The 25622-nt window shown below is 69.6% G+C and carries 25 protein-coding genes; 7 read left to right on the forward strand and 18 right to left on the reverse strand.

Translation table 11 applies throughout. The features are described 5' to 3' along the window. Positions 1 to 36 precede the first annotated feature (36 nt). From hisN to ASF22_RS02240, 3 genes are all read right to left on the reverse strand, one after another. Positions 37 to 822: a histidinol-phosphatase gene (hisN, locus tag ASF22_RS02230; RefSeq protein ID WP_056261018.1), complete on the reverse strand. Its 786-nt coding sequence runs from the start codon at positions 820 to 822 to the stop codon at positions 37 to 39. Between the two features lie 103 nt (positions 823 to 925). After that, a complete protein-coding gene (locus ASF22_RS02235; RefSeq protein WP_056261020.1) occupies positions 926 to 2869 on the reverse strand; it encodes an AI-2E family transporter in 1944 nt (647 codons plus the stop codon). Between the two features lie 116 nt (positions 2870 to 2985). Then, positions 2986 to 3744, reverse strand: coding sequence for a 5-oxoprolinase subunit PxpA (locus tag ASF22_RS02240; protein WP_056261022.1), 759 nt, complete (start codon positions 3742 to 3744; stop codon positions 2986 to 2988). A 249-nt stretch (positions 3745 to 3993) separates the two neighbouring features. On the opposite strand from ASF22_RS02240, the gene ASF22_RS25155 reads away from it, so the two are divergent. Further along, complete coding sequence (locus tag ASF22_RS25155) at positions 3994 to 5073, forward strand: methyl-accepting chemotaxis protein (RefSeq protein WP_082483463.1); 1080 nt, start codon at positions 3994 to 3996, stop codon at positions 5071 to 5073. A 7-nt stretch (positions 5074 to 5080) separates the two neighbouring features. Here the strand turns inward: ASF22_RS25155 and ASF22_RS02250 are convergent, their stop codons facing one another. Together ASF22_RS02250 and ASF22_RS02255 are read right to left on the reverse strand one after the other, a co-directional pair. After that, positions 5081 to 6373: a nicotinate phosphoribosyltransferase gene (locus ASF22_RS02250; protein ID WP_056261024.1), complete on the reverse strand. Its 1293-nt coding sequence runs from the start codon at positions 6371 to 6373 to the stop codon at positions 5081 to 5083. Positions 6374 to 6531: 158 nt separating this feature from the next. Beyond that, a complete protein-coding gene (locus ASF22_RS02255) occupies positions 6532 to 7035 on the reverse strand; it encodes a pyridoxamine 5'-phosphate oxidase family protein (protein WP_056261027.1) in 504 nt (167 codons plus the stop codon). A gap of 339 nt (positions 7036 to 7374) precedes the next feature. On the opposite strand from ASF22_RS02255, the gene ASF22_RS02260 reads away from it, so the two are divergent. Further along, positions 7375 to 8550: an Mrp/NBP35 family ATP-binding protein gene (locus ASF22_RS02260; RefSeq protein WP_056261028.1), complete on the forward strand. Its 1176-nt coding sequence runs from the start codon at positions 7375 to 7377 to the stop codon at positions 8548 to 8550. Further along, positions 8547 to 9206 carry a molybdenum cofactor guanylyltransferase MobA gene (gene mobA / locus ASF22_RS02265; RefSeq protein WP_056261030.1) on the forward strand — a complete coding sequence of 220 codons (660 nt, stop codon included), beginning with the start codon at positions 8547 to 8549 and terminating at the stop codon, positions 9204 to 9206. Before ASF22_RS02260 ends, mobA begins: the two co-directional genes overlap by 4 nt. Here the strand turns inward: mobA and ASF22_RS02270 are convergent. The 5 genes from ASF22_RS02270 to coaD all read right to left on the reverse strand — a co-directional run bounded on the left by ASF22_RS02270 (position 9203) and on the right by coaD (position 12293). Beyond that, positions 9203 to 10084, reverse strand: a complete 882-nt coding sequence (locus ASF22_RS02270; RefSeq protein WP_056261031.1) for an EamA family transporter — start codon at positions 10082 to 10084, stop codon at positions 9203 to 9205. The two genes, mobA and ASF22_RS02270, sit on opposite strands and share 4 nt — an antisense overlap. A 113-nt stretch (positions 10085 to 10197) precedes the next feature. Next, positions 10198 to 10656: a peptidylprolyl isomerase gene (locus tag ASF22_RS02275; RefSeq protein WP_056173222.1), complete on the reverse strand. Its 459-nt coding sequence runs from the start codon at positions 10654 to 10656 to the stop codon at positions 10198 to 10200. A 4-nt stretch (positions 10657 to 10660) separates the two neighbouring features. Then, the gene (locus tag ASF22_RS02280) at positions 10661 to 11098 is read right to left on the reverse strand and encodes a hypothetical protein (protein WP_056261249.1); all 438 of its coding nucleotides are present in this window, start codon (positions 11096 to 11098) and stop codon (positions 10661 to 10663) included. Positions 11099 to 11202: 104 nt separating this feature from the next. Continuing rightward, a complete protein-coding gene (locus tag ASF22_RS02285) occupies positions 11203 to 11748 on the reverse strand; it encodes a peptidylprolyl isomerase (protein WP_056174096.1) in 546 nt (181 codons plus the stop codon). Positions 11749 to 11792: 44 nt separating this feature from the next. Beyond that, positions 11793 to 12293, reverse strand: a complete 501-nt coding sequence (gene coaD, locus ASF22_RS02290; RefSeq protein WP_056261033.1) for a pantetheine-phosphate adenylyltransferase — start codon at positions 12291 to 12293, stop codon at positions 11793 to 11795. Between the two features lie 445 nt (positions 12294 to 12738). On the opposite strand from coaD, the gene ASF22_RS02295 reads away from it, so the two are divergent. After that, the gene (locus tag ASF22_RS02295; protein ID WP_056261035.1) at positions 12739 to 13878 is read left to right on the forward strand and encodes a GGDEF domain-containing protein; all 1140 of its coding nucleotides are present in this window, start codon (positions 12739 to 12741) and stop codon (positions 13876 to 13878) included. A gap of 109 nt (positions 13879 to 13987) precedes the next feature. On the opposite strand, the gene gyrA is transcribed toward ASF22_RS02295, so the two are convergent. From gyrA to ASF22_RS02310, 3 genes are all read right to left on the reverse strand, one after another. Beyond that, positions 13988 to 16738, reverse strand: a complete 2751-nt coding sequence (gyrA, locus tag ASF22_RS02300) for a DNA gyrase subunit A (protein ID WP_056261037.1) — start codon at positions 16736 to 16738, stop codon at positions 13988 to 13990. A gap of 336 nt (positions 16739 to 17074) precedes the next feature. Next, positions 17075 to 17653 carry a single-stranded DNA-binding protein gene (gene ssb, locus ASF22_RS02305; protein ID WP_056261039.1) on the reverse strand — a complete coding sequence of 193 codons (579 nt, stop codon included), beginning with the start codon at positions 17651 to 17653 and terminating at the stop codon, positions 17075 to 17077. A 214-nt stretch (positions 17654 to 17867) separates the two neighbouring features. Then, positions 17868 to 18908, reverse strand: a complete 1041-nt coding sequence (locus tag ASF22_RS02310; RefSeq protein WP_056261040.1) for an NADP-dependent oxidoreductase — start codon at positions 18906 to 18908, stop codon at positions 17868 to 17870. 125 nt (positions 18909 to 19033) lie between these two features. On the opposite strand from ASF22_RS02310, the gene ASF22_RS02315 reads away from it, so the two are divergent. After that, positions 19034 to 19429: a DUF4174 domain-containing protein gene (locus ASF22_RS02315; RefSeq protein WP_056261042.1), complete on the forward strand. Its 396-nt coding sequence runs from the start codon at positions 19034 to 19036 to the stop codon at positions 19427 to 19429. A 58-nt stretch (positions 19430 to 19487) separates the two neighbouring features. On the opposite strand, the gene ASF22_RS02320 is transcribed toward ASF22_RS02315, so the two are convergent. Then, a complete protein-coding gene (locus ASF22_RS02320) occupies positions 19488 to 19988 on the reverse strand; it encodes a hypothetical protein (protein ID WP_056261044.1) in 501 nt (166 codons plus the stop codon). Positions 19989 to 20197: 209 nt separating this feature from the next. Between ASF22_RS02320 and ASF22_RS02325 the strand changes: the two genes are divergently transcribed. Then, entirely contained in the window at positions 20198 to 20992 is a 795-nt protein-coding gene (locus ASF22_RS02325; protein WP_082483478.1) for a phosphodiester glycosidase family protein, read from the forward strand. A 22-nt stretch (positions 20993 to 21014) separates the two neighbouring features. Further along, positions 21015 to 21911 carry an alpha/beta hydrolase gene (locus ASF22_RS02330; RefSeq protein WP_056261046.1) on the forward strand — a complete coding sequence of 299 codons (897 nt, stop codon included), beginning with the start codon at positions 21015 to 21017 and terminating at the stop codon, positions 21909 to 21911. Positions 21912 to 21934: 23 nt separating this feature from the next. Here ASF22_RS02330 and ASF22_RS02335 read toward each other — a convergent pair whose 3' ends face one another. From ASF22_RS02335 to ASF22_RS02350, 4 genes are all read right to left on the reverse strand, one after another. Further along, the gene (locus tag ASF22_RS02335) at positions 21935 to 22462 is read right to left on the reverse strand and encodes a hypothetical protein (protein WP_056261047.1); all 528 of its coding nucleotides are present in this window, start codon (positions 22460 to 22462) and stop codon (positions 21935 to 21937) included. Between the two features lie 8 nt (positions 22463 to 22470). Further along, positions 22471 to 22950, reverse strand: coding sequence for a hypothetical protein (locus tag ASF22_RS02340; RefSeq protein ID WP_056173188.1), 480 nt, complete (start codon positions 22948 to 22950; stop codon positions 22471 to 22473). 76 nt (positions 22951 to 23026) lie between these two features. Then, positions 23027 to 24562 (reverse strand): chromosome partitioning protein ParA, encoded by a 1536-nt coding sequence (locus ASF22_RS02345; protein ID WP_348271117.1) that lies wholly within the window; start codon positions 24560 to 24562, stop codon positions 23027 to 23029. Positions 24563 to 25263: 701 nt separating this feature from the next. After that, a complete protein-coding gene (locus ASF22_RS02350) occupies positions 25264 to 25620 on the reverse strand; it encodes a hypothetical protein (protein WP_056173181.1) in 357 nt (118 codons plus the stop codon). Between the last annotated feature and the right edge of the window lie 2 nt (positions 25621 to 25622).

The following is a 25622-nucleotide window of genomic DNA, read 5'->3' on the forward strand; positions in this document are numbered from 1 at the left end:
GCATCGCGAAGCGATCAGCCGGATTTGATATGAGCCCTACGGGTTGAGGAGACGAAGGGCCTCGGCGTGCAGTGCCCGGTCGCCAGCGGCGACGATGCGGCCGCCGGCGGCGGCCGGTCCGCCGTCCCAGGCGGTGATGACGCCGCCCGCCCCCTCGACGATGGGGATGAGGGCGACGATGTCGTAGGGCTTGAGCCCGGCTTCCACCACGAGATCGACCTGGCCCGCCGCCAGCATGCAATAGGCGTAGCAATCCGTGCCGTAGCGCGACATCCGCACGGCCGCCTCGATGGCTGTGAAGCCATCGCGCTCGGGGCCGTCGGCGAACAGGCGCGGATCGGTGGTGGCCAGCAGCGCGTGCTTCAGGACCGTACCGCGCCGGGCGCGCAGGATCCGCTCGCCCCGGGAAGAGCGCATCCGCGCCGTGGCGCCGTCGCCGGAGAAGCGTTCCCCGAGGAACGGCTGGTGCATCAGGCCGCGGACAGGCACGCCGTGCCGGGTGAGGCCGATGAGGGTGCCCCAGGTCGGCAGGCCGGCGATGAACGCACGGGTGCCGTCGATGGGGTCGAGCACCCAGACGCATTCGGCGTCGAGGTTCTCCGAACCGAACTCCTCCCCCAGGATGCCGTGGGTCGGGAAGCTGCGGCGGATCAGGCCGCGCAGGATCACCTCCGCCGCGCGGTCGGCCTCCGTCACGGGGTCGAAGGTCCCGCCATGGCCCTTGTCGTCCATGCCGAAGGCGGCGCGGAAGAACGGCAGGATCGCCTGCCCGGACTCGGTGGCGAGATCGTCCATGAACCGCGCGAGATCGACGACGCTCATCGAAACTTCCTGTCCGGGACCCTGACGGCAGCGAAGCGGACGCGACGCCTCGCCGTCAAGTCCCGACGGACACGCGACCCGCGATCGGACGGGCGCCCGGCACCTAGACGGGCACGGGCGCACCGACGGGATGCGCGGCCGGACGCTCCGCCGCCACGGGGTCCGGGGTGGCCGGATCGGCGGCGGCCACGATGGCGTCGATGGCCCCGCGCAGGGAGGTGACGTGCATGTCCGCCGGGATCGCCCGGCGCTGGGCCGCCTCGTCGAGACCGTTCTCGTCCGCCTGCCACAGGCCGACGACCAGGCGGGCCCGGGGCAGCTTGCGCCGCAGGCGTTCGGCCAGCCGCCGGAGGTGGGTCGGCTCGCCGCTGATCGCCGTCGAGACGATGCAGGCGAGGCGCGCCGGGCCTGGATCGAAGGTGTCGATCCGCGCCCGTGCCAGCTCGGCGAACGGTACCGTGCGGGCGCCGATCCCGCGCGTCCGCAGGAGCTGGGCCAGGATCGCGCAGGCGGATTCGTCGACGAAGCTGCGCCCCGACACGCACAGGACGGTTCCGGGCTCGGCCCAGGCCGCGGTGATGCCGGTCCGGGCCTCCTCGGCGTCAGAAGGCTCGGCCCCCTCGTCCTCGCGCTCCGCGAGATCCTCCACGAGGCCGGCCAGACTCTGGCGGATGTCGGCTTTCTGCTCGGTGGTGAGCACGCCGCGCGCCGCGTCGCGGGCGGCGAGTTCGAGGCCCCGGATCACCACCTCGTCGTAATAGGCCGCGAGCGAGCAGGACTTGAGGATGAGTTCGGCGTGCTCTTGCACCTCGTCGGCATCGCCCGCGAGGATGCGCTGGTAGAAGTTCTCCACCGGCGTCAGGGCGGGCCGGTCGCCGAACAGCACGTCGAGGAATTCGAGCTTGTCGACGTGGCGCCCTAGCACCACGAGGCAGACGGTGAGCGGCGTCGACAGCAGCAGGCCGACGGGCCCCCACAGCCAGGTCCAGAACAGGGCCGAGACGAGGACGGCGAACGGCGACATGCCGGTGGAGTGGCCGTACAGCATCGGCTCGATGAAGTGGCCGACGAGGGGCTCGAGGATCGCGAACAGGATCAGCGTCTCGACCACCATGGTCCAGCCCGGATCGACGGCCGCGGCCAGGGCCAGGGGAAACACCGCCGACAGCACGGCGCCGATATAGGGCACGAACCGCATCAGGGCCGAGAAGATGCCCCACAGCACCGGGCTCGGCACGCCGATGACGTAGAGGCCGACGCCGACCACGAGGCCGAACGAGGCGTTGAGGGCGAGCTGCACGAGGAAGTAGCGGCTGAGCCGCTTGGCGGCGTCGTCCATGGCGACGGTGGTGCGGTGCAGGTCGCTCGATCCGGCGAGGCGGATCATGCGGTCGCGCAGGTCCTCGCGTTGCATCAGCAGGAACAGCAGCACCACGAAGACGATGCCGATGGTGGCGAGGGGATGCAGGATCGGCGACAGCAGGGTGCCCGCCATGGTCAGCGCGTCGGGTGCGCGGTCCTTTACCTCGACGAGGATCGCTTTCTCGGGCGGCGGGGCGGCCGGGGCCGCGTCGGGCTTGGGTTCGGGTTTCGGCTCCGGCTTCGGGCCGTCCTGATGCATGGTCCGGCCGATGCCGGCGACATACTCGGCCATGCGGCCGGCCGGGGTGTCCTTGAGGCCCTCGACCTTGCGCTCGATGGTGGTGCGGTAGCGCGGGACATCGCCGGCGATGTCGGCGAGCTGGACCCCGATGAGGGCGCCGAGGGCACCCACGACGCTGAGCGTCATCAGCACCGAGGCGGCCACCGACAGGAAGCGCCCGAGGTGCCAGCGCCGCAGCAGGTTCACCAGGGGGCCGAGGACGAAGGACAGCAGGATCGCGATGGCGATGGGAATCAGCACGTCGCGGCCGAGATAGAGGCCGGTCACGATGAGCGCGGCGACGATGAGGGGCGAGCTCATGGTCGGGGCCGGCGTCTCGGCAGCGGCGATCCGGGTCGGGCGCGGCGGAATCAGCGGGGGTTTCGTGGTGGGTCTCGTCGCCATGCCGGTTCCGTCTCGACGCTACGCCGGCCGCCCTCGGATCGGGCGCCGCGTCTGGGGAACGGTGCGGCGCCGCAAAACGATCCCTCCGCGGGATGCTCTGGATCGCGGCTCCGTGATCAGGCGACGAACGGCGCCAGGGTGAAGCCGGCCTCCTCCAGGGTCCGGCGCACGGCGCCGGCGGTCGCCACCGCATGCGGATCGTCGCCGTGGACGCAGACCGTGTCGATGGCGACGGGAATGCGGCGGCCGGACAGGGTGAGGAGCGCGCCCTCCTCCACCATGCGGCGGGTTCGCTCGGCCACCTCGACCGGGTCGGTGATGACGGCGCCGGCCTGGCTGCGGGGCGCGAGCTGCCCGTCCTCCGCATAGGCGCGATCGGCGTAGATCTCGCGCGCCACGGTCAAGCCCGCCGCCTCGGCCGCCCGTTCGGCTTCGAGGCCCGGCATCACCATCACGACGAGGCCGGGATCGACGCCGCGCACCGCCCGGACGATGGCTTGCGCGACGCCGGCTTCGGCGTTGGACAGGTTGGCGAGCGCCCCGTGCGCCTTCACGTGTGTGACGCGATGGCCGGCGAGCGCGGCGCAGGCCTGCAGCGCACCGATCTGATAGGCGACATCCGCTTCGATCTCGCCGGGCGTGGCGCGGATCACCCGCCGTCCGAAGCCGCGCAGGTCGTCGAAGCCCGGATGGGCGCCGAGCGCCACCCCGCGCGCCTTCGCGGCCCTAGCGGTGGCGACCATGATGGACGGATCGCCGGCGTGGAAGCCGCAGGCGACGTTGGCCGAGGTGACGATGTCGAGGAGCGCGGGATCGTCGCCCAGGGTGTAGGCGCCGTAACCCTCGCCGAGATCCGCGTTGAGATCGATCCGCATGCAGGTCTCCGTTCGAGGGCTGCCCTGGAATGCTCGGGGCGACGCGGGGTTGCGGATGCCCGAACCCTCATTCGCACCGGCGCTCGCGAGACTCTGTCTTCGGGATTTTTCACGGAAGTATCGTCCCGTTCTATAAGACCTTCGGACGCCGAGAATACAAATACAAGTCGCCGCGAGCGGCGGATTTAACACGATCTTAGGCGTTTTCCCGCAACCTGACGCTGCGTGTCGAAGACCAGCGAGAGATGGATGTCGGGTTTGAGCCTCCTGCACGGAGCCGTGGCGTCCCCCTCCGGGACCGGGCTGCGCGGCGTCGCGGCGGAGATCGCGGAACTCAAGCGCATCTCGTCGGAGAAGAGTCGCCGCATCCAGGGCATCACCGGCCAGGTCAAGATCCTGGCCCTCAACGCCCTCATCGAGGCGGCGCGGGCGGGCGAGATGGGACGCGGGTTCGCCGTGGTCGCCCAGGAAGTCCGGGCCATCGGCGGCGAGGTCGAGGGCATCGCCCGAGCACTCGAGGCCGAGCTGTCCGACCGGATCGCCGGGCTGCAGGCCCAGGTCGAGGATCTGTCGACCCGCACCCGCGACGACCGCCTCATCGATCTCGCCCTGAACGCCGTCGAACTCATCGACCGCAACCTCTACGAGCGCACCTGCGACGTGCGCTGGTGGGCCACCGATGCGGCCATGGTGGCGTGCGCCACTGCCCCGACGCCCGACAGGGTGGCGCACGCGACGGCGCGCCTCGGCGTGATCCTCGACGCCTACACGGTCTACCTCGACCTGTGGCTGTGCTCGCCGGAGGGTATCGTCGTCGCCCATGGCCGCCCGGAGCGGTTCCACGACGTGGTCGGCCGGGACGTCTCGGCCGAGTCGTGGTTCCGCGAGGCCGCCGGCCTGCGGGACTGCGATTCCTACGTCGCCGCCGATGTCGCGCGGCAGCCGCGTCTCGGCAACGCCCAGGTGGCGACCTACTGCGCCGGTATTCGGGCGGGCGGCGTGAGCGATGGGCGGCCCGTCGGCGTGCTGGCCATCCATTTCGACTGGGAGGCGCAGGCGCGCGCCATCGTCGAGGGTGTGCGGGTGGCGCCGGAGGATCGGGGCCGGACCCGGGTGCTCCTCGTCGATGCCCGGTGCCGGGTTCTTGCGGCCTCCGACGGGCGCGGCGTCCTCGAAGAAGTCCTGCCCCTCCAGAAGGCGGGCCGTGCGAGCGGCGCGGACCGTGATCCGCGCTCGGGCGCCGTCACGGCGTTTCACCGGACGCCTGGCTACGAAACCTATGCGGGCCTCGGCTGGTACGGCGTCATCGTCCAGGGGGCGGAGCCGTGAACCCGGCTCATACAAGAACAGGCATCGCCGGCCCGTCCGCGACCGCGAACACCCGGCGATAGCGCGCGATCTGGTCCGCCGGCCCGATGGCCTTCGATGGGTTGTCGGAGATCTTCACCGTGGGCCGCCCATCCGCCGTGATGACCTTGCAGACGATGGAGATCGGATCGAGGCGCCCATCCGGCACGAGGCCGCGGAAGTCGTTGGTCAGCAGGGTGCCCCAGCCGTAGCCGATGCGCATCCGCCCGTGGAAATGCGCGTGGATGGCCTCGATGGTCTCGACGTCGAGGCCGTCGGAGAAGATCGCCAGCTTCTCGCGGGGGTCGCAGCCCCGCGACCGCCACCACGCGATGGCCTCCTCTCCGCCCGCGATGGGCTCCTTCGAATCGATTCGGATGCCCGTCCAGGCGTTCATCCATTCGGGGGCGTGCGCGAGGAAGCCGCTGGTGCCGTAGGTGTCCGGCAACATGACCAGGAGATTGCCGGCGTAATCCTGCTGCCAGTCCGCCAGCACGTCGTAGGGGGCCCGCGCCAGGGCCTCGTCGCCGTCGGCCAGCGCCGAATACACCATGGGCAGTTCGTGGGCGTTGGTGCCCACGGCCTCGACCTCGCGGCGAAGCGCGATGAGGCAGTTCGAGGTTCCGAGGAACCGGTCGCCGAGGCCGGCCCGCATGGCCTCGACGCACCAGTCCTGCCACAGGAAGCCGTGGCGGCGGCGCGTGCCGAAATCGGCGATGGACAGGTCCGGCAGGGCGCGGAGGCGCTCGATCTTCTCCCACACCCGGGTCATCGCCCGGGCGTAGAGCACCTGGAGTTCGAGCTTGCCCATGTGGCGTACGACGCCCCGGCTCCGCAGCTCGTTGAGGATGGAGAGGGCCGGTACCTCCCACATCGACGTTTCGATCCACGGGCCGTGGAAGGTAAGCACGTACTGCCCGTCGCGGGCCTCGAGTTCGTATTCGGGCAGCCGGAACGTCTCGAGCCAGTCCATGAAGTCGGGGGCGAACATCTGGCGCTGGCCGTAGAAGGTGTTGCCGCGCAGCCAGGTCGATTCCCCCCGGCTCAGCGTGAGGGTGCGGGCGTGATCGAGCTGCTCGCGCAGTTCCCCGGCATCGAGGAAGTCGGCGAGCCGCACGCTCTTCGACCGGTTCTGGATGCCGAAGGTGACCCGGGCGTCGCGACGGCGGCGGAAGATCGATTGCGCCATCAGTAGCTTATAGAAATCGGTGTCGAGCAGCGACCGGACGATGGGATCGATCTGGAAGTTGTGGTTGTACACCCGCGTCGCGAGGTCGATCATGGTCGGGCACCGTCCGGCGCGGGACCGAGACGCCCGCTCAGCCGCGAAAGGCGCATAGGCCTCGCCTCCGAGTCAATCGGCCGACCGGATGCCGGAACGCGAAAGGGCGGCCCACCCTCCGGTAAGCCGCCCCTCGCAAAACGCGACGTGTGAGACGATCAGGCCAGATCGACCTTCTTGGTCTCGGTCTTGGGCGACTCGCCGGTCAACGCGGCCTTCACGTAGCCGTAGATGTGCAGGGCGGTGGCGTTGGGGCTGTCCCAGTACTCGCCATTCTCCGGGTGGACGCGGATCAGCGCGACCTCGGGGTCGTCCTTGCCGTTGGGGAACCAAGTCTTCAGGCTCTCGGTCCACTTGTCGTCGATGACCTTCTGGTCGGTCACGATCTCGGCCTTGCCCGCCACGGACACATAGGTCTGGCTCGACGGGTCGGAATAGGCGAGGTTGATCTGGTTGTCCTTGCTGATCTCGGCGGTCTTGGGCGAGTGCAGCTTGGAGAAGAACCACAGGTCGCCGTTCTCGTCCGCCTCCTGGCACCACATCGGGCGGCTGTAGAGCTTCCCGTCGGGGTCCGCGGTGGTCATCATCGCGACCTTGATGTCCTTGATGAGGGCGAAGAGCTTCTTGGCGCCCTCGTGATCGCGGTGGTTGCCCTGGTGCATGGGGTTGGAATCTCCGACTCGGTCTCGACGCATCCGGACGCCGCACCTCGAAGGGCGCCGGCGATCGGTTCGAGGGCACAACGGGCGAGCTTCGCTTTTGTTTCGGCCCTTCACCGTTTCGCCAAGCCTCGTTTCCGGCGGTCGTCCGCGTCCCGATTCGAGCCCGCGATTCACGGATTCGCGATAAAGGGCCGCGCGGCCCGGGGTTGCGCTCGCCGCGTCCCCATGCTGTCCCCTTGCGGGCATCCGCGCGCGAAACCCCAGTCCGGGGCGGAGGGCGCCGCCCGTTTCTGCGTCCGGCCCGGGCCCGCCCGCCCGTAGCGCCAAGGAGCCCGAGTGTTGGCGATCACCCGCGACGATGTCCTGAAGATCCTGTCGGCCGTCACCATCGACGCCGGGGGCACCACCCTGCCCGCGTCCGGGCGCCTGTCGCAGGTGATCGTCGATCCGACGGGCCGGGTGATGTTCTCGATCCTCATCGATCCGAGCGAGGCCGAGCGCTTCGAACCGATCCGCCGCCAAGCCGAGGGCGCGATCCTGGCAACGCCGGGCGTCTCGGGCGTGTTCGCCAGCCTGACCTCGGAGCGCGGCCCCAATCATTCGGCGCAAGGCCCGCACCCGGCGCAAGGCTCGCATCCGGCGCAAGGTCAGGCCGCGCCGCAGCCGCCCGCCCCCGGTCGGCCCCCCGCCCCGCAGCCGCCCCGCACCGGGCCGGCCCTGCCGGGGGTCCGCCACATCGTCGCCGTGGCCTCGGGCAAGGGCGGCGTCGGCAAGTCCACCACCGCCTGCAACCTCGCCCTCGCGCTCTCCGCCCAGGGCCTCAAGGTCGGGCTGCTCGATGCCGACATCTACGGCCCATCGGTGCCGAAGCTGTTCGGCCTGTCGGGCAAGCCCAAGGTGATCGAGGAGCGTCTGCTCGCTCCCATGGAGGGCTACGGCATCAAGGTGATGTCCATCGGCTTCCTCATCGAGGCCGAGACGGCGATGATCTGGCGCGGACCCATGGTCCAGTCGGCCATCACCCAGATGCTGCGCGAGGTCGCCTGGGGCGATCTCGACATCCTCGTGGTCGACATGCCCCCCGGCACCGGCGACGCCCAGCTGACCATGGCGCAGGCGACACCGCTGTCCGGCGCCGTCATCGTCTCGACCCCGCAGGATCTCGCCCTCATCGATGCCCGGCGCGGCGTCACCATGTTCCGCAAGGTCGCCGTGCCGATCCTCGGCGTCATCGAAAACATGGCGACCTTCGTCTGCCCGAATTGCGGCCACGCCTCGCACATCTTCGGCCATGGCGGCGCCCGCGACGAGGCCGCCCGCCTCGACGTGCCGTTCCTCGGCGAGGTGCCCCTGGACATGACGATCCGCGAGAGCTCGGATGCCGGGCGGCCCGTGGTGGCCGTCGATCCCGACGGGCCGCACGCCAAGGTCTATCGCGCCATCGCCGCCAAGCTTTGGGCGAACCTCAACGGCGCCTCGGCCCCCCGCGCGGCCCCCCGCATCGTCATCGAATGAGGCCCGATCCCGGCGCCGTGCTGGGCGTCGTCCTGGCCGGCGGCCTGTCTCGGCGCATGGGCGGGGGCGACAAGGCCCTGCGCACCCTTTGCGGCCGAACCCTCCTCGACCGGGTGGTGGAGCGGTTCGCGCCCCAATGCGCGGCCGGGCTGATCCTCAACGCCAACGGCGATCCCGCCCGGTTTTCGGAGTTCCCCGGTCCGGTCGTGCCCGACGGCGTGCCGGGCAACCCCGGCCCCCTGGCGGGAATCCTCGCCGCCCTCGATCACGCCGCCCGCCTGCATCCGGGGGTGAGTCACGTGGCGAGCGTCACCGGCGACGCGCCGTTCCTGCCGGTCGATCTCGTCGCCCGCCTGTCGGCGGCTTTGGGCGACGCGTCCATCACTAGCGCCCCGATCGCCGGTTCCCCCATCGCGATGGCGGCCTCGAACGGGCGGGAGCATTTCACCGTGGCGCTCTGGCCCGTCGCCCTGCGGGCGGCGCTTCACGACGCCCTCGTGGTCCGGGAGGAACGCCGGGTCGGCGCCTTCCTGCGCGCCCACGGCGCCGTCCCGGTGGACTGGCCGGCCGAGCCCCTCGATCCGTTCTGGAACATCAACACGCCCGAGGATCTGGCAGCGGCGGAGGCGCGCTTGTCGGATCGGCCGTCGATCTAGGGCTGCCGCCAGCGCGGATACAGCACGCCGATGGCAAGCCCCGTCATGACGAGGGCGGCGGCGCCGATCTTCCAGGCCGGCAGGGGCTCGCCGAGCCAGAGGGCGGAGGCGCCCATGCCGAAGATCGGGACCAGCAGGGCCATGGGGGTGATCAGGGCGGCGGGGTGCCGCGCCAGGAGCCAGCCCCACACGGCGTAGCCGAACAGGGCGTTGCCGACGGATTGCCACAGCACGGCGGCCCAGGTGGCGGCATCGGCCCGCACAAGGCCATCCCGGATGGCGTCCCAGCCTTCGAGGACGAGGGAGAGGGCAAGCAGCGGCGGCGCCGAGAACAGGCCGCCCCAGATCACGTAGGGCAGCATGTTGCGCACCCCGCTCGCCCGCGCCACCATGTTGCCGCCGGCCCAGCTCAGGCCCGCGAGGATCACGAGGCCGAGGCCCAGCGGCGTGGTGGTAGCGTCGGTGTGGCCGGCGATGACCCCGATGCCGGCGACGGCGAGGGCCAGGGCGGCCCATTGGTAGCCGCGCACCCGCTCGCCGGTCAGCCAGATGGACAGGCCGATGGTGAAGAACACCTGCACCTGCACCACCAGGGAGGCGAGACCCGGCGCGATCTCGCTCTGCAGGGCGATGAACAGCAGGCCGAATTGCCCGGCGCCGATGAGCAGGCCGTAGGCGGCGAGATTCTTCAAGGACGCCGTGGGCCGGGCCACGAGGAACACGCCCGGCAGGGCGGCGAGCACGAAGCGCAGGCCGGCGAACAGCAGGGGCGGCAGGTGATCGAGCCCGATGCGGATGACCACGAAGTTCGTGCCCCACACCGCCACGACGGCGAGGGCCAGCAGCAGGTCGCGCGGGGGAAGCGTGGCGGCGTGCATGATCGACTCGCTTCCGACGCGCCGGAATACCCGGACGGCGCGCGACTCCGAAACGCGAAGGAGGGCCCGCACGCCTGGCGCGCGGACCCTCCCCGATGCGGAACCCGTCGGGTTCAGGCGGCCGAGACGGTCGCCTTGACGATCTTGTCGGGGGAACGCGGCGGCTCGCCCTTGTTGAGGGTATCGACGATGTCCATGCCCTCCGTCACCTTGCCCCAGACGGTGTACTGCTTGTCGAGGAAGCGGGCGTCGCCGAAGCAGATGAAGAACTGCGAATTGGCCGAGTGCGGGAAGTTGGTGCGGGCCATGGAGCAGGTGCCGCGCACGTGCGGCTCGGCGTTGAACTCGGCGTTGAGGTCCGGGAGGTCCGAGCCGCCCGAGCCCGTGCCCGTGGGATCGCCGGTCTGGGCCATGAAGCCGTCGATGACGCGGTGGAACGGCACGCCGTCGTAGAAGCCCTGGGCCGCGAGGGTCTTGAGGCGCTCGACGTGGTTGGGGGCGAGGTCGGGGCGGAGCCCGATGACGACGCGGCCCTTGGTGGTCTCGAGGGTGAGGGTCTCGGTGTCTGCCATGGGTCTAGATTCCTTGTCCTCTGGGTCCGTGATGGATGAAGCGGAGCGCGATGGGGCGCCCCGCGATGGCCGCCCCGAGGGCGGCCGTGACCCGCGCGGGCGTGCAGCGCCGGATCGCCGAAACGGCGGCCTCCGCCAGCAGGGCACGCGCCCGCCCGTCGCCAGCTTCCGTCGCGAAGGTGACGCGCGGGGTTCCGATGACCGATCCGTCCCGGCGAAGGGCGAACCGGGCGGTGATCTCCGTGCGCTCGAAGCGGGCGAGGCCTTCCGGCACGATCCAGCAGGCGGCGAGCGCGGGATAGAGATCCTTGAGAGTGTCGAGGCGCTTGCCGCCGGGGGCCTGCGCCATTCCATTCTCGGTCATGCCGTTCGAGGTTGTGCCGTGCCGGGACGGGACCTGCACGGTGCCCCGCAGGGTCTCGGGCAGGGTGAGCGGGCCCATCGAGGGCGCCGATTCCGCCCCGACAGTGCCGAGCGGCAGCGCGAACGCGAGGCTACAGAACCCCCAGGCCCGGCCGACGCCCGCCATGCCCCGCGCCCCCCGGATTACTTCGCGCCCTGGGCCAACTGCATCTTCACGATCTTGTCGGGATCCTGCACGGCGCCGCCGGCGGCACCGGGGGCCGCCTTCTTGATCTTGTCGACGGCGTCCATGCCGGACGAGACGAGGCCCACGACGGTGTACTGGCCGTTGAGGAACGGCGCATCGCCGAGGCAGATGAAGAACTGCGAATTGGCCGAATTCGGCTCGGACGAACGCGCCATGCCGAGGGTGCCGCGGCGGAACGGGGTCTGCGAGAACTCTGCCGGGATGTTGGGCAGGCTCGAACCGCCGGTGCCGTTGCCCTTCGGGTCGCCGGTCTGGGCCATGAAGCCGTCCATGACGCGGTGGAACTTGAGGCCGTTGTAGAAGCCCTGCTTGATCAGGGTCTTGATCTGCGCGACGTGCTTCGGCGCCAGATCCGGGCGCAACTCGATGGTGACGCGACCGTCCTTGGTGTCGAGGAACACGGTGTTCTCGTCCGCCGCCAGCGCCGCGGGCGCCGTGCCGAGGAGGGCGGCGACGGCCAGGAGGGCGATCCGGCGATTGATTCCGAAGTTCATGAGCGGGTGTTCTCTCTTCAGGCGAAACAGGATCAGGATCCGGCGAAACGTCGTGCCAGGCGCTCGGCCACCAGGGCCGGTACGAAGGGCGAGACGTCGCCGCCCATGGCGGCGATCTGGCGGACCAGGGTCGCGGTGATGGGGCGGACGCCGGTGGAGGCCGGCAGGAACACCGTCTGGACTTCCGGCGCCATCGCGCCGTTCATGCCGGCGAGCTGCATCTCGTAGTCGAGGTCGGTGCCATCGCGCAGGCCCCGGATGAACAGGGTGGCGCCGTGGCGCCGGGCGGCGGTGACGGCGAGGTCGTCGAAGGCGACGATCTCCAGGCGCGCATTCTCCGCCTCCGCCAGCGGCGTGCAGGTGTCGCGCAGGAGGTCGGCCCGCTCTTCGGCGGTGAACATCGGGGCCTTGCCCGGATGCACCCCGATGGCGATGACGAGGTGCTGCACGAGCCGGCACGCCTGACGAATCACGTCGAGGTGTCCGTTGGTGACCGGGTCGAAGGAGCCGGCGTAGAGCGCGGTGCGGATCATCGCGGCCCGGGGTAGAGCATTTTTCGCCCGAACGGAACCGGGGCCCGGTCGATCGGTGGGCGAGGCCGTCCAAGCGGGTGCGGTTCAACCGGATCGGCCGTGACCAAGACCTCGTCGGATGTTCGCGAACCGCCGATGGATGTCGGATGGCTATCGGGTGCGACCCGGTCGCGGATCAGCCTATTGCCCCATGCCGGTGCGCCGGTCTCGCATGCGAACGGCATGATCAGGCCGCCGCATTCGTCTTCGCAGACGTTCCGACGCGCGGGATCGACTGCCGAGGGTGCGAATCCGCACGATCGTCTATACCTCGTGGTGTGAATGTTAACCCAACGCATGCGAGCGGTCGAAGGGCGGCCAGCACCCGGTGAGCCGCAGGAGAGTCGTGGACGGCGAACCCCGGTTTCGCCGCCCGCGGGCCGTCCCACCGCCGCCGAGTCGCTCCATGCGCAACGATCTCCTGCTGTTCAGCCTGCCCCGTTGGCGCGTCACGCGGTGGCTCACCGATGCGGGGCGCGACGTTCCGGACGAGATCCGCGCCGCCCTCATCGCGAGCCTGTTCGGCACGCTTCCGATCTTCGCCGGGGGCGTCCTGAACACCCTGACGGTGTCGATGCTGGTCGCCGTCCGGATCCCGCAGCCGCACTTCGTGGTCTGGTGCGTTCTCGAATGCGTCATCTGCCTCGTGCGGCTCGTCGTGTTGGTTCAGGCCCGGCGGGCGGCGGCCAGGGGGGGCGAAACCCCCACGGACCTCTACATCCTCCTCGGCCTCGCCTGGGCGGCGAGCGTCGGCTACGGCACCCTGATCAGCCTCACCAGCGGGGATTGGGTGGTGGCGACCCTCGCGTGCCTCTCGGCCGCCGCCATGGTCGGCGGCATCTCGTTCCGCAACTTCGGCGCGCCCCGCCTCGCCGGCGCGATGATTGTGCTGACCCTCGGCTCGTGCTGCCTCGGCGCGCCGTTCACCGGCGAGCCGGTCCTGCTGATCACCTTCCTGCAGATTCCGTTCTATCTCGCCAGCATGAGTGCGGCCGGCTTCCGGCTCAACAAGATGCTGGTCGCCACCATGCGGGCCGAACGCGAGAACGCGTTCCGGGCGCAGCACGACAGCCTGACGGGGTTGGCGAACCGGTTCGGCCTCGCGGACGCCATGGCGGGGCGGCAGGATCGCCCGACGGCCCTGTTCTACCTCGACCTCGACGGGTTCAAGGCCGTCAACGACACCTACGGCCACGGCATGGGCGACCAGCTCCTGCAAGCCGTCGCCGATCGCCTGCGACAAGCGGTGGGACCGCACGACGTCATCGCGCGGCTCGGCGGCGACGAGTTCGTGGTCCTCGCCGATGCGCTCGCCCCGGAGGCGCTGATCACGTTCGGCGAGCGGCTCGCGGCGCGCATCTCGGTGCCGTACGGCCTCGGGCGCGACCGCACGGCGACCATCGGGGTCAGCATCGGCATCGCCGCGTCGCCCCAGGACGGCGCCGGTCTCGCGAGCCTGGTCTCCGCCGCCGACGCGGCGCTCTACGAGGCGAAGGCGCGGGGCAAGGCCCGCTGCACCCTCGCCTCCCCGCGCAGGGCGGCTTGAACCGGCGCGGATGACGGCTCTCCCGCAAGCGAGGCCGCATCCCCGCCATCCCGACGGGGCCCGAACCCGTCCCGGACCCCCGTCGCCGTGACGACGGGGGTCCGGGCGATCACAGTGCGGCTTCGCCCGTGATCTCGCCGGGGGCGTCGCCCGCCTCGTCCTCGCCCTCGATGTGCTCCACCGAGACCACGCGCTCGGTCTTCTCGGTGTTGAACACCGTGACGCCCTGCGAGGCGCGCCCGACGATGCGGATGTCGTCCACGGGCACGCGGATGAGCTGGCCCGCATCGGTGACCAGCATGATCTGGTCCGAGGGCTGCACCGGGAAGGAGGCCACCAGGGTGCCGTTGCGGGCGTTGACCCGCATGGCCGTGATGCCTTTGCCGCCGCGTCCGGAGGTACGGTACTCGAACGACGAGCTACGCTTGCCGAAGCCGCGCTCGGACAGTGTCAGCACGAACTGCTCGTGGGCGCCCATCTCGTTGTAGCGCTCGAGGGAGATCGCACTCGCCTCCTGGACGCCTTCTTCTGCCTCCGTGCTCGCCTCTTCCCCTTCCGTGCCGTCGCCGATGACGGCCCGGCGCATCTTGAGGTAGCCGGCTCGCTCCTCGGGGCTGGCCTCGAAGGAGTTGAGGATCGTCATGGAGATGACGCGATCGTCCTTGGCGAGGCTGATGCCGCGCACGCCGGTGGAATCGCGCCCCTTGAACACCCGCACGTCCTCCACGGGGAAGCGGATGCACTGCCCGTCCTTGGAGGTGAGGAGCACGTTCTGGTCGGCCCGGCAGATCTCCACGTGGACGATGTGGTCGCCCTCATCGAGCTTCATGGCGATCTTGCCGGCGCGGTTCACCTGCACGAAGTCCGAGAGCTTGTTGCGCCGCACTCCGCCGCTGGCGGTGGCGAACATCACGTCGAGGGTCTCCCACGACGCCTCGTCCTCGGGCAGCGGCATGATGGTGGTGATGCGCTCGGTGCCCGCATCCATGGCGAGGATGTTGACGAGGGCCTTGCCGCGGGCGTTCGGCGCCGCCATGGGCAGGCGCCAGACCTTTTCCTTGTAGACCTGACCCATGTTCGAGAAGAACAGGATCGGCGTGTGGGTGTTGGCGACGAACAGGCGGGTGACGAAATCTTCGTCGCGGGTCGCCATCCCTGAGCGTCCCTTGCCGCCCCGACGCTGGGCCCGGTAGGTCGAGAGCGGCACGCGCTTGACGTAGCCCGCATGGGACACGGTCACCACCATGTCCTCGCGCTGGATCAGGTCCTCGTCCTCGACGTTGGAATCCCAATCGAGGATCACCGTCCGGCGCGGCGTGGCGAAGGATTCGCGGACCTCGGCGAGCTCGTCCTTGACGATGCCCATGATGCGCGGGCGCGAGCGCAGGATGTCGAGGTAGTCGGCGATCTCGTCGGCGAGCTTCTGCAACTCGTCGCCGATCTCGTCGCGGCCGAGCGCCGTGAGGCGCTGCAGGCGCAGGTCGAGGATGGCGCGGGCCTGCACGTCGGACAGGCGGTAGCTGTCGTCGTCGTTGATGCGATGGCGCGGGTCGTCCACCAGCGCGATGAGGGGCGCGATGTCCTTCGCCGGCCAGTCGCGGCCCATGAGGGCCTCGCGGGCGGAGTTCGGATCGGGCGAGGTCCGGATGAGGCGGATCACCTCGTCGATGTTGGCGACCGCGATGGCGAGGCCGCACAGGACGTGGGCGCGCTCGCGGGCCTTATTGAGCAGGAACTTGGTCCGCCGGGACACCACCTCTTCGCGAAAGTCCACGAAGGCCTGGAGCAGGTCCTTGAGGTTCATCAGCTCGGGGCGGCCGCCGTTGAGGGCGACCATGTTGCAGCCGAACGACGATTGCAGGGGCGTGAACCGGTAGAGCTGGTTCAGCACCACGTCCGCCATGGCATCGCGCTTGATCTCGACGACGATGCGCATGCCGTCGCGGTCGGACTCGTCGCGCAGATCCGAGATGCCCTCGACGCGCTTCTCCTTCACCAGTTCGGCGATCTTCTCCATCAAGGTCGCCTTGTTCACCTGATACGGGATCTCGGTGAAGATCAGCGCCTCGCGCTCCTTGCGCAGCTCCTCGACGTGGGATTTCGCCCGCATGATGATGGAGCCGCGCCCCGTGGCGTAGGCCTGACGCGTGCCGGCCCGGCCGAGGATCGAGCCGCCGGTGGGGAAGTCGGGGCCGGGGACGATCTCGGTCAGTCCCTCGATGGACAGGCCCGGATCGTCGATGAGGGCGACGCAGGCGTCGATGAGTTCGCCGAGGTTGTGCGGCGGGATGTTGGTGGCCATGCCCACGGCGATGCCGCCCGCGCCGTTGGCGAGCAGGTTCGGGAAGCGGGCGGGAAGAACCGTCGGCTCTTCACGCGACTCGTCGTAGTTCGGCTGGAAATCGACGGTGTTCTTGTCGATATCGGCCAGGAGCGCGTTGGCGGGCTTGGCGAGACGCGATTCGGTGTAGCGCATGGCCGCCGGCGGATCGCCGTCGACGGAGCCGAAATTGCCCTGCCCGTCGATGAGCATGAGCCGCATCGAGAAGTCCTGCGCCATGCGCACCAGGGCGTCGTAGATCGATTGGTCGCCGTGCGGGTGATAGAGACCGATGACGTCGCCGACGATGCGGGCCGACTTGACGTATTTGCGCTCGGGCAAGTGCCCGCTCTCGTAGGCCGAGTACAGGATGCGCCGGTGCACGGGCTTGAGCCCGTCGCGGGCATCGGGCAGCGCCCGGCTCACGATCACGCTCATGGCGTAATCGAGATAGGACCGGCGCATCTCGTCGACGATGGATACGGGCTTGATGTCGGAGGCGGGGGGCGCTCCGGCGCCGGGAATGTCGTTCTCTGCCAAGGCTCTGGATCTCTGCCGGGTGGGCGCCCGAAGCGCGGGGCGTCGATGGACGACGACCCCTCACGGGGAACTTTTGGGGTGCCGGATCGTCGTCTCGGCTCGCCTGGGCGAACCGGCCTCGACCGGCCTCACCGTCCCGTATACCCGATCCACCCGGCCCTCGCCACAGAGCGTCGCCTTGCGCGCACGGGAAAGCCGAAGACCCGCAACGGCTTGTGGTGCACGGGCGCGGCCTCGTCCCGGGCCCCGACGGTGTCGCCCGGGCGAAGGGGTTTCCACCCGTGGAATCGAAGACAGCGCGGCCCCGTTCGGTGCCGCGCCCTCTTCGTAAAGGACCTAGAACGGGATGTCGTCGTCGAGGTCGTAGTTCGGCTTGGAGCCGCCACCGCCGCTCGACGGGGCCGGGCGGCGGTCGCCGCCGCCGGAGGGACGAGCGCCGCCGGAGGCGCGGCCACCGCCGCCACCGCCGCCGTAATCTCCGCCGCCGCCGCCGTAATCGCCGCCGCGGCTGATCTGGCCGCCGCCCTCCTCGTCGGCGCCCATCTCGCCGCCGGCGCCGCCGGAGCGGCCGTCCAGCAGGGTGAGTTCACCGCGGAAGCGCTGCAGCACCACCTCGGTGGTGTACTTCTCGACGCCGGACTGGTCGGCCCACTTGCGGGTCTGGAGCTGGCCCTCAATGTAGACCTTGGAGCCCTTGCGCAGGTACTGCTCGGCGACGCGGGCGAGGTTCTCGTTGTAGATCACCACCGCGTGCCACTCGGTCTTTTCCTTGCGCTCGCCCGACATCTTGTCCTTCCAGGACTCCGATGTGGCGATGCGCAGGTTGACTACGGGATCGCCGGAAGCGAGGCGTCGCGTCTCGGGATCGCGCCCGAGATTGCCCACCAGAATCACCTTGTTCACGCTGCCGGCCATGCCGCTCTCTCCTCTCGATCGATCTCACCGCGCGCCGAAGCGCTGTCCGGCCCGGTGACGGGCCGACCCGCCATCGACAGCGTCTGTCATGGGCCGTCCCGAAGGCCCCGGCAATCATCGCGGGCGGGTTGTCCCCGTGACTCACGGGGGTTCCGCCGCGTCACCGGTGTTCTACATTCGTTCTCAAGCGTCGGCAAGATTCGGAGGGACCGACTCAGGCGATTCGCACCAGCAGCTTACCGAAGTTGCGGCCCTTCAGAAGTCCCGCGAAGGCGGTCGGGGCGTTCTCCAGGCCATCGACGATGTCCTCCCGGTGGACGATGCTCCCCTCGCGGAGCCAGCCGCCGACCTCGCGCAGGAACTCGGCCTCCTGATCGGCGAAGTCCCAGACGATGAAGCCCTGGAGGTGCAGACGCTTCGACAGCACCGCCCGCATGAGGAGCGGGATGCGGTCGGGGCCGGGCGGCAGGTCTGTGGCGCTGTAGCCCGAGACGAGGCCGCAGACGGGAATGCGCGCGAAGGTGTTGAGCAAGGGCAGCACCGCGTCGAACACCGCGCCGCCGACATTCTCGAAATACACGTCGATGCCGTCCGGGCAGGCCGCCGCGAGGGCGTCGGGAAAGTCATCGGCGCGGTGGTCGAGGGCCGCGTCGAAGCCGAGAACGTCGCGCAGGTAGGCGCATTTCTCGGGTCCTCCGGCGATGCCGATGGCGCACGCGCCCTTGCGCTTGGCGATCTGCCCGACGAGGGAGCCGACGGGCCCCGTGGCTGCGGCCACCACCACGGTCTCGCCGGGCTTCGGGGCGCCGACCTTGAGAAGGCCCGTATAGGCGGTCATGCCCGGCATGCCGAGAACGCCGAGCGCGGTGCTCACGGGTGCCGCGGCGGGGGCGAGCTTGCGCAGGCCCCTGCCGTCCGAGGTGGTGAAATCCTGCCAGCCGCCGAAGCCCACCACGGTCTCGCCGACGGAAAAATCGGGATGGTGCGAGGCGACCACCTCCGCCACCGTGGCGCCCACCATGGTGTCGCCGATGGCCACCGGCTCGGCGTAGGATTTGGCCGCGCTCATGCGCCCGCGCATGTACGGATCGAGGGACAGGATACGGTTGGCAAGCAGCACCTCGCCGTCGCACGGCGTCGGCACCCGGCCCTCCTCCAGGCGGAAATGGCTCTCGTTCGGCTCGCCGTGCGGACGGGCGGCCAGGACGATGCGGCGGTTGACGGTGCCGGCGGTCGGGTTCGTCGCTTGGGTCATGGGCAATCTCCGATCGTGAACGCTGTCCCGAGGTTCGGCAGATGGGGCCCCGGGCGGGGAAGGCAAATCGGGTCCTCGCGCGTTGACGGACGTGCAGGTACGGACGTGCAGACGAGGAACGCGCGATGGTTCGGGGGCTGTTGCTGATAGGAATGGTGCTGATGGGCGGCGGGGCGAGGGCGGCCGAGAATCCCCTGGCGGCCCATCGCTGGAAAGCCCGCGTGGTGGTGATGTCGGCCCCCGGGCCGGACGATCCGCACCTCCTGCGCCAGCGCGCGCTCCTGGCGGCGGTGCCGGACGGGGTGCGCGACCGCGATCTCGTGGTGCTGGAGGCGGTCGGCACCACCGCCGAGGCACGGGGCCTGCGCGCCCGTCTGAGCCTCCCCGATGCGTCGTTCCGGGTGGTGCTCGTCGGCAAGGACGGGGGGACGAAGCTCGACGCCGCCGCGCCGCTGCCCGCCGAGACCCTGTTCTCTACCATCGACGCCATGCCGATGCGGCGGGACGAGATGGGGCGCTGAAACGAAGAAGGGGACTGCCCGCAGGCAGCCCCCCTGAGTCGCGACCGGGTCTCTGTGCTCAGTAGCAGCGTTCGACCAGCACCCGGCGGTAGCCGTAGGGCGTCCAGCGCACGCGCGGGACCGTGTAGCAGCCGCCGCCGTAGCCGACGTCGTAGGCACCGTAGCCCACCGGGGCGTATCCGCCACCGTAGCCGTAACCCGGGCCGTAGCCGCCGTAGAGACCGCCCGCCGCGAGGCCGAGGCCCACACCGAGGCCAAGGCCCCCGAGCCCGTAGCCGTAGCCGCGTCCGAACCCGCGACCGCCGTAGAAGCCGCCGCGATGCCCGTAGAACCCGCCGCGATAACCGCCGAAGCCACCGCGGTAGCCGCCGAAACCGACGCCGCGATACCCACCGAACCCGCCCCGGAAGCCACCGCCTCCGAAACCGCCGCGGAAGCCACCGCCGCCGAAACCGCCACCGTGGAACCCGCCGCCGTGGAAGCCGCGCGCCTCCGCCGTCGCCGGGATCATCGCGAGGGCGCCGATCATCGCCGCCGAGGCCAGAACAACTCGTTTCATCTCACACTCTCCGAGAGATACCGTTGCGTCCCCCAACGGCACAGGAACGCGGAACGCCCTGCAACGGTTCAGCGAGCGATCCGTTTTGCCGCAATCGTGAAGGCGCACGCCCCGCCTGGCCAATCGGCGCGCCGGGCGACTTGAAAACCGTGCCGCTTTCGGGCGAGGAAGCGCGTCCCGGCTCTCCTCCCGGCCGCAAGGGTTTCGCGATGCACGGTCTCGCCCTTCAGGATGCCGCCGTCCGGACGCGGCGATGGCTCGCCCCGGCACTCGCCGCATTCCTGGCCTGCACGGCTCCGGTCTCCGCCGCCCCTGCCCCCGCTTCGACCCCCGCCGCCGCACCGTGCAGGCCGGTCCAGGCCGAGGGCGAGACCTACACGGTCTGCACCGTTGATCTGCGCCGCGAGAAGGTTCGGCTGTTCTGGCGCGGCGCCGACGGCCAGCCCTACTCGTCGCTCTCGACCCTCGGCGACAGACAGGGCCCGTCCCTGCGCTTCGCCATGAATGCCGGCATGTACGACAAGGATCAGGCCCCGGTCGGCCTCTACGTCGAGGAGGGGCGCGAGCTGAAGGGCGTGTCCACCGCCAATGGCCCGGGCAACTTCCACCTCAAGCCCAACGGCATCTTCTACGTGAAGGGTGACCGCGCCGGCGTCCTCGACACCACCCGCTATCTGCGCGTCAACCCGAAGCCCGATTTCGCCACGCAATCGGGGCCGATGCTGGTGGTGGACGGCCACATCCACCCCAAGATCTCCAGCGACGGGCCGAGTCAGAAGATCCGCAACGGCGTCGGCGTGCGGGACGACGGCCGCACTGCCGTGTTCGCCATCTCCGAGCGCCCCGTGAGCTTCGGCGCCTTCGCGCGCCTGTTCAAGGATGCGCTCGGCTGCCGCAACGCCCTGTTCCTCGACGGCAGCGTGTCGAGCCTCTACGCGCCGTCCATGAACCGCTCCGACCTCAGCCGGCCCCTCGGGCCGATGGTCGGCGCCGTGACGCGGTAGGCGGGCGGAGACGCGATCCGTCGTGCCGAGCCTCGCCGCCCACGCCCTCGCGCTGCTCATCCGTCTCACGGGCGGGCGCCGCAAGTTCGCCCGCGCCGACGTGACGCCGCGGGAATTCCTCGGCCCCGATCCGAAGCCCGCCCTCCCCCCGCGCGCCCTGCGCCGCCGCCTCGACGTCGGGCAGACGCTGCAGGACGGCCACGCCGTCTACACCGTCATGCCGCGCGGGCGGGCGCCGTCCTGCACGGTGATCTACTTCCACGGCGGCGCCTACGCCGCGCCGATCACCCGAATTCATTGGTGGTTCGTCGCCCGCCTCGCCGAGCGCCTCGGAGTGCGGGTGGTGGTGCCGCTCTATCCCCTCGCGCCCGCCCACACCTGCGCCGAGACGATCCCGTTCGCCCTCGCACTCTACCGCAACCTGGTCGCCGGTGACTCTATGGGCCGGGTGATCGTCATGGGGGATTCGGCCGGCGGCGGCCTGGCCCTGGCGCTAGCCCAGCAGGCGGTGGCGGCGGGCCTGCCCGCGCCGGGCGGCCTCGTCCTCATCTCACCATGGCTCGACGTCACCCTGAGCGATCCGGAGCAGGCCGCGATCGAACCCCGCGACGTGATGCTGATGCGCCCCGGCGCCCGCGCGGCCGGCCTCTGGTACGCCGGCGCCCTGCCCGTCACCGACCCCCGCGTCAGCCCGCTCTTCGGCTCCTTTGCGGGCGTGCCGCCGATCCTGATGTTCTGCGGCGGTCACGACATCCTCGTCACCGACGCCCGCCGCCTCGCCGCACGCACGGGCTGCGAGGTGATCTATCACGAGGAGCCGGGGTTGATGCACGTGTACCCGATCCTCAGCGTTCTGCCGGAAGCGCGGGCGGCGCAGGATTGGATCGCCGGCTTCGTCGAGCGGGTGCTGTGGGATTGAGCGCCGGCCGGGTCCAGTCGGCCTCAGGCTTCTCTCTCGGCCACGGCGAGCCGCACCTGGAGGAACGCGCTGATCTTCTTCAGGTAGGAGGCGAGCCCCTGCTCCCGAAGTTCGGCGTCGACGGCCCGGGCTTCGGCGTCGACGGCCCGGGTCTCGGCCTCCCGCGCCGCCACCTGGGCTTCCCGCCGCCCGAGTTCGGCTTCCCGCAGGCGCAGGTTCGCCCGCGCCAGGGCTTGCTCGGCGTCCCGCATCTGCCGCTCGACGGCCGCCTTGTCCTCGCGCACCTTGCGCAATTCGGTCTCGACCTGTGCCCGTTCGAGGTTCGTCAGCCGGATCAGATCGTGGGCCTGGGCCGTGATGTAGTCCGCCCGCTCACGCAGGGCCTGCATGGATTCGACGGCCTGCTCGACCAGGCGCAGGGTTCTGGCCCCGTCGCACTCGGCCTCTTGCGCGGGCTCGTAGAGGACCAGCGCATGGGACACACATCGGCCGCCCACGGGGAACGGCTGGGAATGCGGTGCGGGTTCGATCAGCCGCGAGGAGGACGCCATGGCACGGGCTACGCGACGGACGAGCGTTGGACATCGGGCTGCGCGGATTCCGACGACGCCCGGGTGAATCCGCTGACCACCGCCTCGTGAAGCCGGTTCAGCCACTCCTCGGCCTCTTTCGCCCGACCTTCGGCGAGTTCGGCGCGCGCCTCCGTGGCGGCGATCTTCTGCTCGAGGAAGCGCTCGCGCTCGATGGCCTGCGTCACGGTGCGCTGCAGTTCGAGTTCCAGCTCCGTCGCACGCTCCTCGCTGATGCGGATCGCCGTGGTCGCCTCGTGGATGAGGTCGAGGGTCGACGACCAGTTGCGCTTGTCCGGCTTCGCCACCTCGTCCATCGGTACTGCCTCGTGGGTCGGATGCGACGGGATGAAGTTCTGCGGGACCACGTCCTGAACCAGGACGGGCATGCTCTCCGCCCGTCCCCGCATGAGCCAGGCGGCGGCAGCGGCGGACGAGGTCTCTCGGTCGCGCAGGGCGTTCTCGGTCATCGTCCGCTTTCCACCGAATGTCGTGTCGTTGTCCGCCGCACGGTGACGGCACCGATCGTTCCGATTCGCAGGGGGGTCAGGTCGACTTCTCGACCGGCATGAACGGCCGGACGTTGTTCGCTTCCTGCGGTGCCGCCGGCGCCGTCTCGGCCCGTGATCCCGTTTCGTCCGCCCCATACGAACGCGTCGCGCGCTTCAGCATGTCGTGCTGTTTCTGAAGGGAGACGCGGCTTTCGCGGGCGATGTCGAGGGCCCCCTGCGCCATCTTGCGCTCGGAGCGCTCGTGCTGGAGTTCCTCGACGAGGCGGTGATTGACGGTCTCGAAATCCGCACGCTCGGCCTCCTGGCGATGCACGAGCTGCTCGATGCGCTCCATGAGGCTCGCGACCCGACCGGTCGCCTGATCGAGGGCCGCGTCCTTCGCCGCGATGGCCTTGGCGAACATCTCGCACCGGTGATCGAGTTCGGAGCGCAGGCGCTGCATCTCCAGGAAGCGCTCGGTCTGTCGTGCGAGGTCGGCCTGCGTACTCTCCAGGCGGCGCTCCAGGGTCAGCCGCTCGATGGACGATTCCTTGAGACCCCGCTCCGCCACCCGGCCGGTCTCGTCACGGTCGCGCAATTGATTGCGGACCTGCTGAAGCATCTGGTCCGTGGTTCCGAGGCGGCTCGTGGCGGCTTCGAGCCGCATCGCCAGGGTGGTGCGCTCGGTCCGGTGGGCGGCGATCTCGGTCTCGTACTGGACATCGGCCTTCTGCGCCGCCGCGACGGCATTCGACAGCTGCTGTTCGAGGTTTCGAAGCCCCGTCCGCGACAGTTCGAGCTGCGTTTCGGAGTCCTGGGCGCGAACCGCGAGCTCCTCGATGCGAACGACTTGGTTCTCGCTCAGGGCCTGCAGGCGCTGATTGTCCTGCTCCAGCAGGCTGCGCGTCTCGCGGATATCCTGGAGTTCGCTCTCGGAACGGGCCAGTGCCTGATCGAGAGCCTTCGCCTCGCTCCGCAGGGCCTTGCTTTCACCCTGGAGCGCCCGGGTCTGCTCGGTTTCGGCATGGAGTTGCCGCTCGAGATTCTCGGCGACGAGCGTCTTGTCGCGCAAGCCGACGCGCAATTCCTCGCCCGTCGTATCCCGGTCCCGCAGGCTGACCTCGAGGTGCTGCAACTGGATGGTGGCCGCGGAGAAGTTGTTGGTGACATCGACGAGCCGTTCCGCCCTGTCGGCCAACTCGCGCCGCATCCCGGAGGTGTTCGCCTGTTCGAGGGCGAGAAGCGCTTCGATCTCGGAGATTCGAATCTTCGCCTTGGGCAGTTCATCCGTGATCTCGATGATCGGCTCGAGGATCGAGGCGAAATCGTCCTTCAGGGACCGGAGATCTTCGAGGCGGTCCGACATCTCGGAAATCCGGAACCGAATGATTTCCGATTTCTGTCCGACGGAGTCGATGGAAAATTCTTTATCGTTCTTCATCAGAAAAGGGATGGGCTGAGCCGATCGCTGCGAAGTCTCGTGCGAGGCGTCCTCGACATCCTCTATCTCGGAATCGCTGGCGCTACGAAAATCGATGGTTCTGCCATCGTTCTTCAAAGCTTTGGATTTTCCAAAGAGCGACCAGTTCATTTTCGATGGTCCGTCGTCATGTCTGTGTGCAGATGCATACAACTCGAAGGTGCCGTCAACGTGATATCGGCGTTTGAATTAACGAAATTTTTAGGTGTGTCCTCAGAGCCGACAGTTCACTTCGCGTGTGTTCCTCATTACGGAACATCACGAAAAGTTGTTGGCGATACTTCCTGCCGGCGATGAACTGTTTCGACTCAGCGCGCCACGGATCTGTCGAGGGGGGAGCTCGCGAGGTGAAAGCTCGGCGTCGGGTGCGTGGCCGGAGCGGGGCGCCCACGACGAAGGCATGGTGCCACCCTCACATGGCTGGCCGCAGGGCGCGGGAGGACTGGTCTGCCGCGCGCGAACGCCTTTCGTTCCGAACGTATGACGAACGCTTCCCAGGAATTCGGTTTGGTCGCGGCAACGGACGCCCGTTGCCTGCGCGTTTCAAAATCGCTTGCGGTCTTTCCAATCCTCGATCCTGACGGCGAACCATCCAAATTCGGTCGGTCGCTTGCGGACTGCGCCGCCGAGGACGTACCAGAGGAGACGCGGGCCTCGCCTCGAACGCCCCGCCTGTGCGCCGGCGCGTGGTTTTCTGCCTACAACAAGGACGGTCTCTTCACGCGACCGACGAGCGCGGCCCGGTCCCTGACCGGTGCCATCGCGTTTCTCCTGCGCGGCCGTCTTGCAAAACCGATTCGCCGAAACCCGGCTCACGCCCGCTTGGCGCGCTTGCCGAACGCCACCGCCAACCGCGTCCGCGCCCGTTCGGGAATCTCGGTCTGCGACTCGATACGCACCATCGGCATCTCCGCACCGATGAGGCTTTTCGGGTCGAAGGTGAACTGCAGGGAGCGCAGGCCGATTTCCAAGGCTTCGACGCCGTCCGCCTGGGTCAGGTCCTCGCCGAAGATCTCGATGAGGGGACCGTCGGGGTCGCCCTTCTCGATCTGGATGATGAAGTAGCCCGCCGGCTCCTCCTCGTCGTCGGCGCCGGAGATGAGGCAGATGCCGTTCTCCTCGTCGTAGCGGACGCGCTGGACCGAGAAGGTGGTGATGTCGTCGTCCATGC

Source organism: Methylobacterium sp. Leaf87, from assembly GCF_001422775.1.
Classification (GTDB): Bacteria; Pseudomonadota; Alphaproteobacteria; order Rhizobiales; family Beijerinckiaceae; genus Methylobacterium.

Coding starts and splice junctions, on each gene's coding strand:
- hisN (WP_056261018.1), bottom strand. CDS start 822: ATGAGCGTCGTCGATCTCGCGCGGTTCATGGACGATCTCGCCACCGAG.
- ASF22_RS02235 (WP_056261020.1), bottom strand. CDS start 2,869: ATGGCGACGAGACCCACCACGAAACCCCCGCTGATTCCGCCGCGCCCG.
- ASF22_RS02240 (WP_056261022.1), bottom strand. CDS start 3,744: ATGCGGATCGATCTCAACGCGGATCTCGGCGAGGGTTACGGCGCCTAC.
- ASF22_RS25155 (WP_082483463.1), top strand. CDS start 3,994: ATGTCGGGTTTGAGCCTCCTGCACGGAGCCGTGGCGTCCCCCTCCGGG.
- ASF22_RS02250 (WP_056261024.1), bottom strand. CDS start 6,373: ATGATCGACCTCGCGACGCGGGTGTACAACCACAACTTCCAGATCGAT.
- ASF22_RS02255 (WP_056261027.1), bottom strand. CDS start 7,035: ATGCACCAGGGCAACCACCGCGATCACGAGGGCGCCAAGAAGCTCTTC.
- mobA (WP_056261030.1), top strand. CDS start 8,547: ATGAGGCCCGATCCCGGCGCCGTGCTGGGCGTCGTCCTGGCCGGCGGC.
- ASF22_RS02270 (WP_056261031.1), bottom strand. CDS start 10,084: ATGCACGCCGCCACGCTTCCCCCGCGCGACCTGCTGCTGGCCCTCGCC.
- ASF22_RS02275 (WP_056173222.1), bottom strand. CDS start 10,656: ATGGCAGACACCGAGACCCTCACCCTCGAGACCACCAAGGGCCGCGTC.
- ASF22_RS02280 (WP_056261249.1), bottom strand. CDS start 11,098: ATGGGCCCGCTCACCCTGCCCGAGACCCTGCGGGGCACCGTGCAGGTC.
- coaD (WP_056261033.1), bottom strand. CDS start 12,293: ATGATCCGCACCGCGCTCTACGCCGGCTCCTTCGACCCGGTCACCAAC.
- ASF22_RS02295 (WP_056261035.1), top strand. CDS start 12,739: ATGCGCAACGATCTCCTGCTGTTCAGCCTGCCCCGTTGGCGCGTCACG.
- ssb (WP_056261039.1), bottom strand. CDS start 17,653: ATGGCCGGCAGCGTGAACAAGGTGATTCTGGTGGGCAATCTCGGGCGC.
- ASF22_RS02310 (WP_056261040.1), bottom strand. CDS start 18,908: ATGACCCAAGCGACGAACCCGACCGCCGGCACCGTCAACCGCCGCATC.
- ASF22_RS02315 (WP_056261042.1), top strand. CDS start 19,034: ATGGTTCGGGGGCTGTTGCTGATAGGAATGGTGCTGATGGGCGGCGGG.
- ASF22_RS02320 (WP_056261044.1), bottom strand. CDS start 19,988: ATGAAACGAGTTGTTCTGGCCTCGGCGGCGATGATCGGCGCCCTCGCG.
- ASF22_RS02325 (WP_082483478.1), top strand. CDS start 20,198: ATGCACGGTCTCGCCCTTCAGGATGCCGCCGTCCGGACGCGGCGATGG.
- ASF22_RS02335 (WP_056261047.1), bottom strand. CDS start 22,462: ATGGCGTCCTCCTCGCGGCTGATCGAACCCGCACCGCATTCCCAGCCG.
- ASF22_RS02340 (WP_056173188.1), bottom strand. CDS start 22,950: ATGACCGAGAACGCCCTGCGCGACCGAGAGACCTCGTCCGCCGCTGCC.
- ASF22_RS02345 (WP_348271117.1), bottom strand. CDS start 24,562: ATGAACTGGTCGCTCTTTGGAAAATCCAAAGCTTTGAAGAACGATGGC.
- ASF22_RS02350 (WP_056173181.1), bottom strand. CDS start 25,620: ATGGACGACGACATCACCACCTTCTCGGTCCAGCGCGTCCGCTACGAC.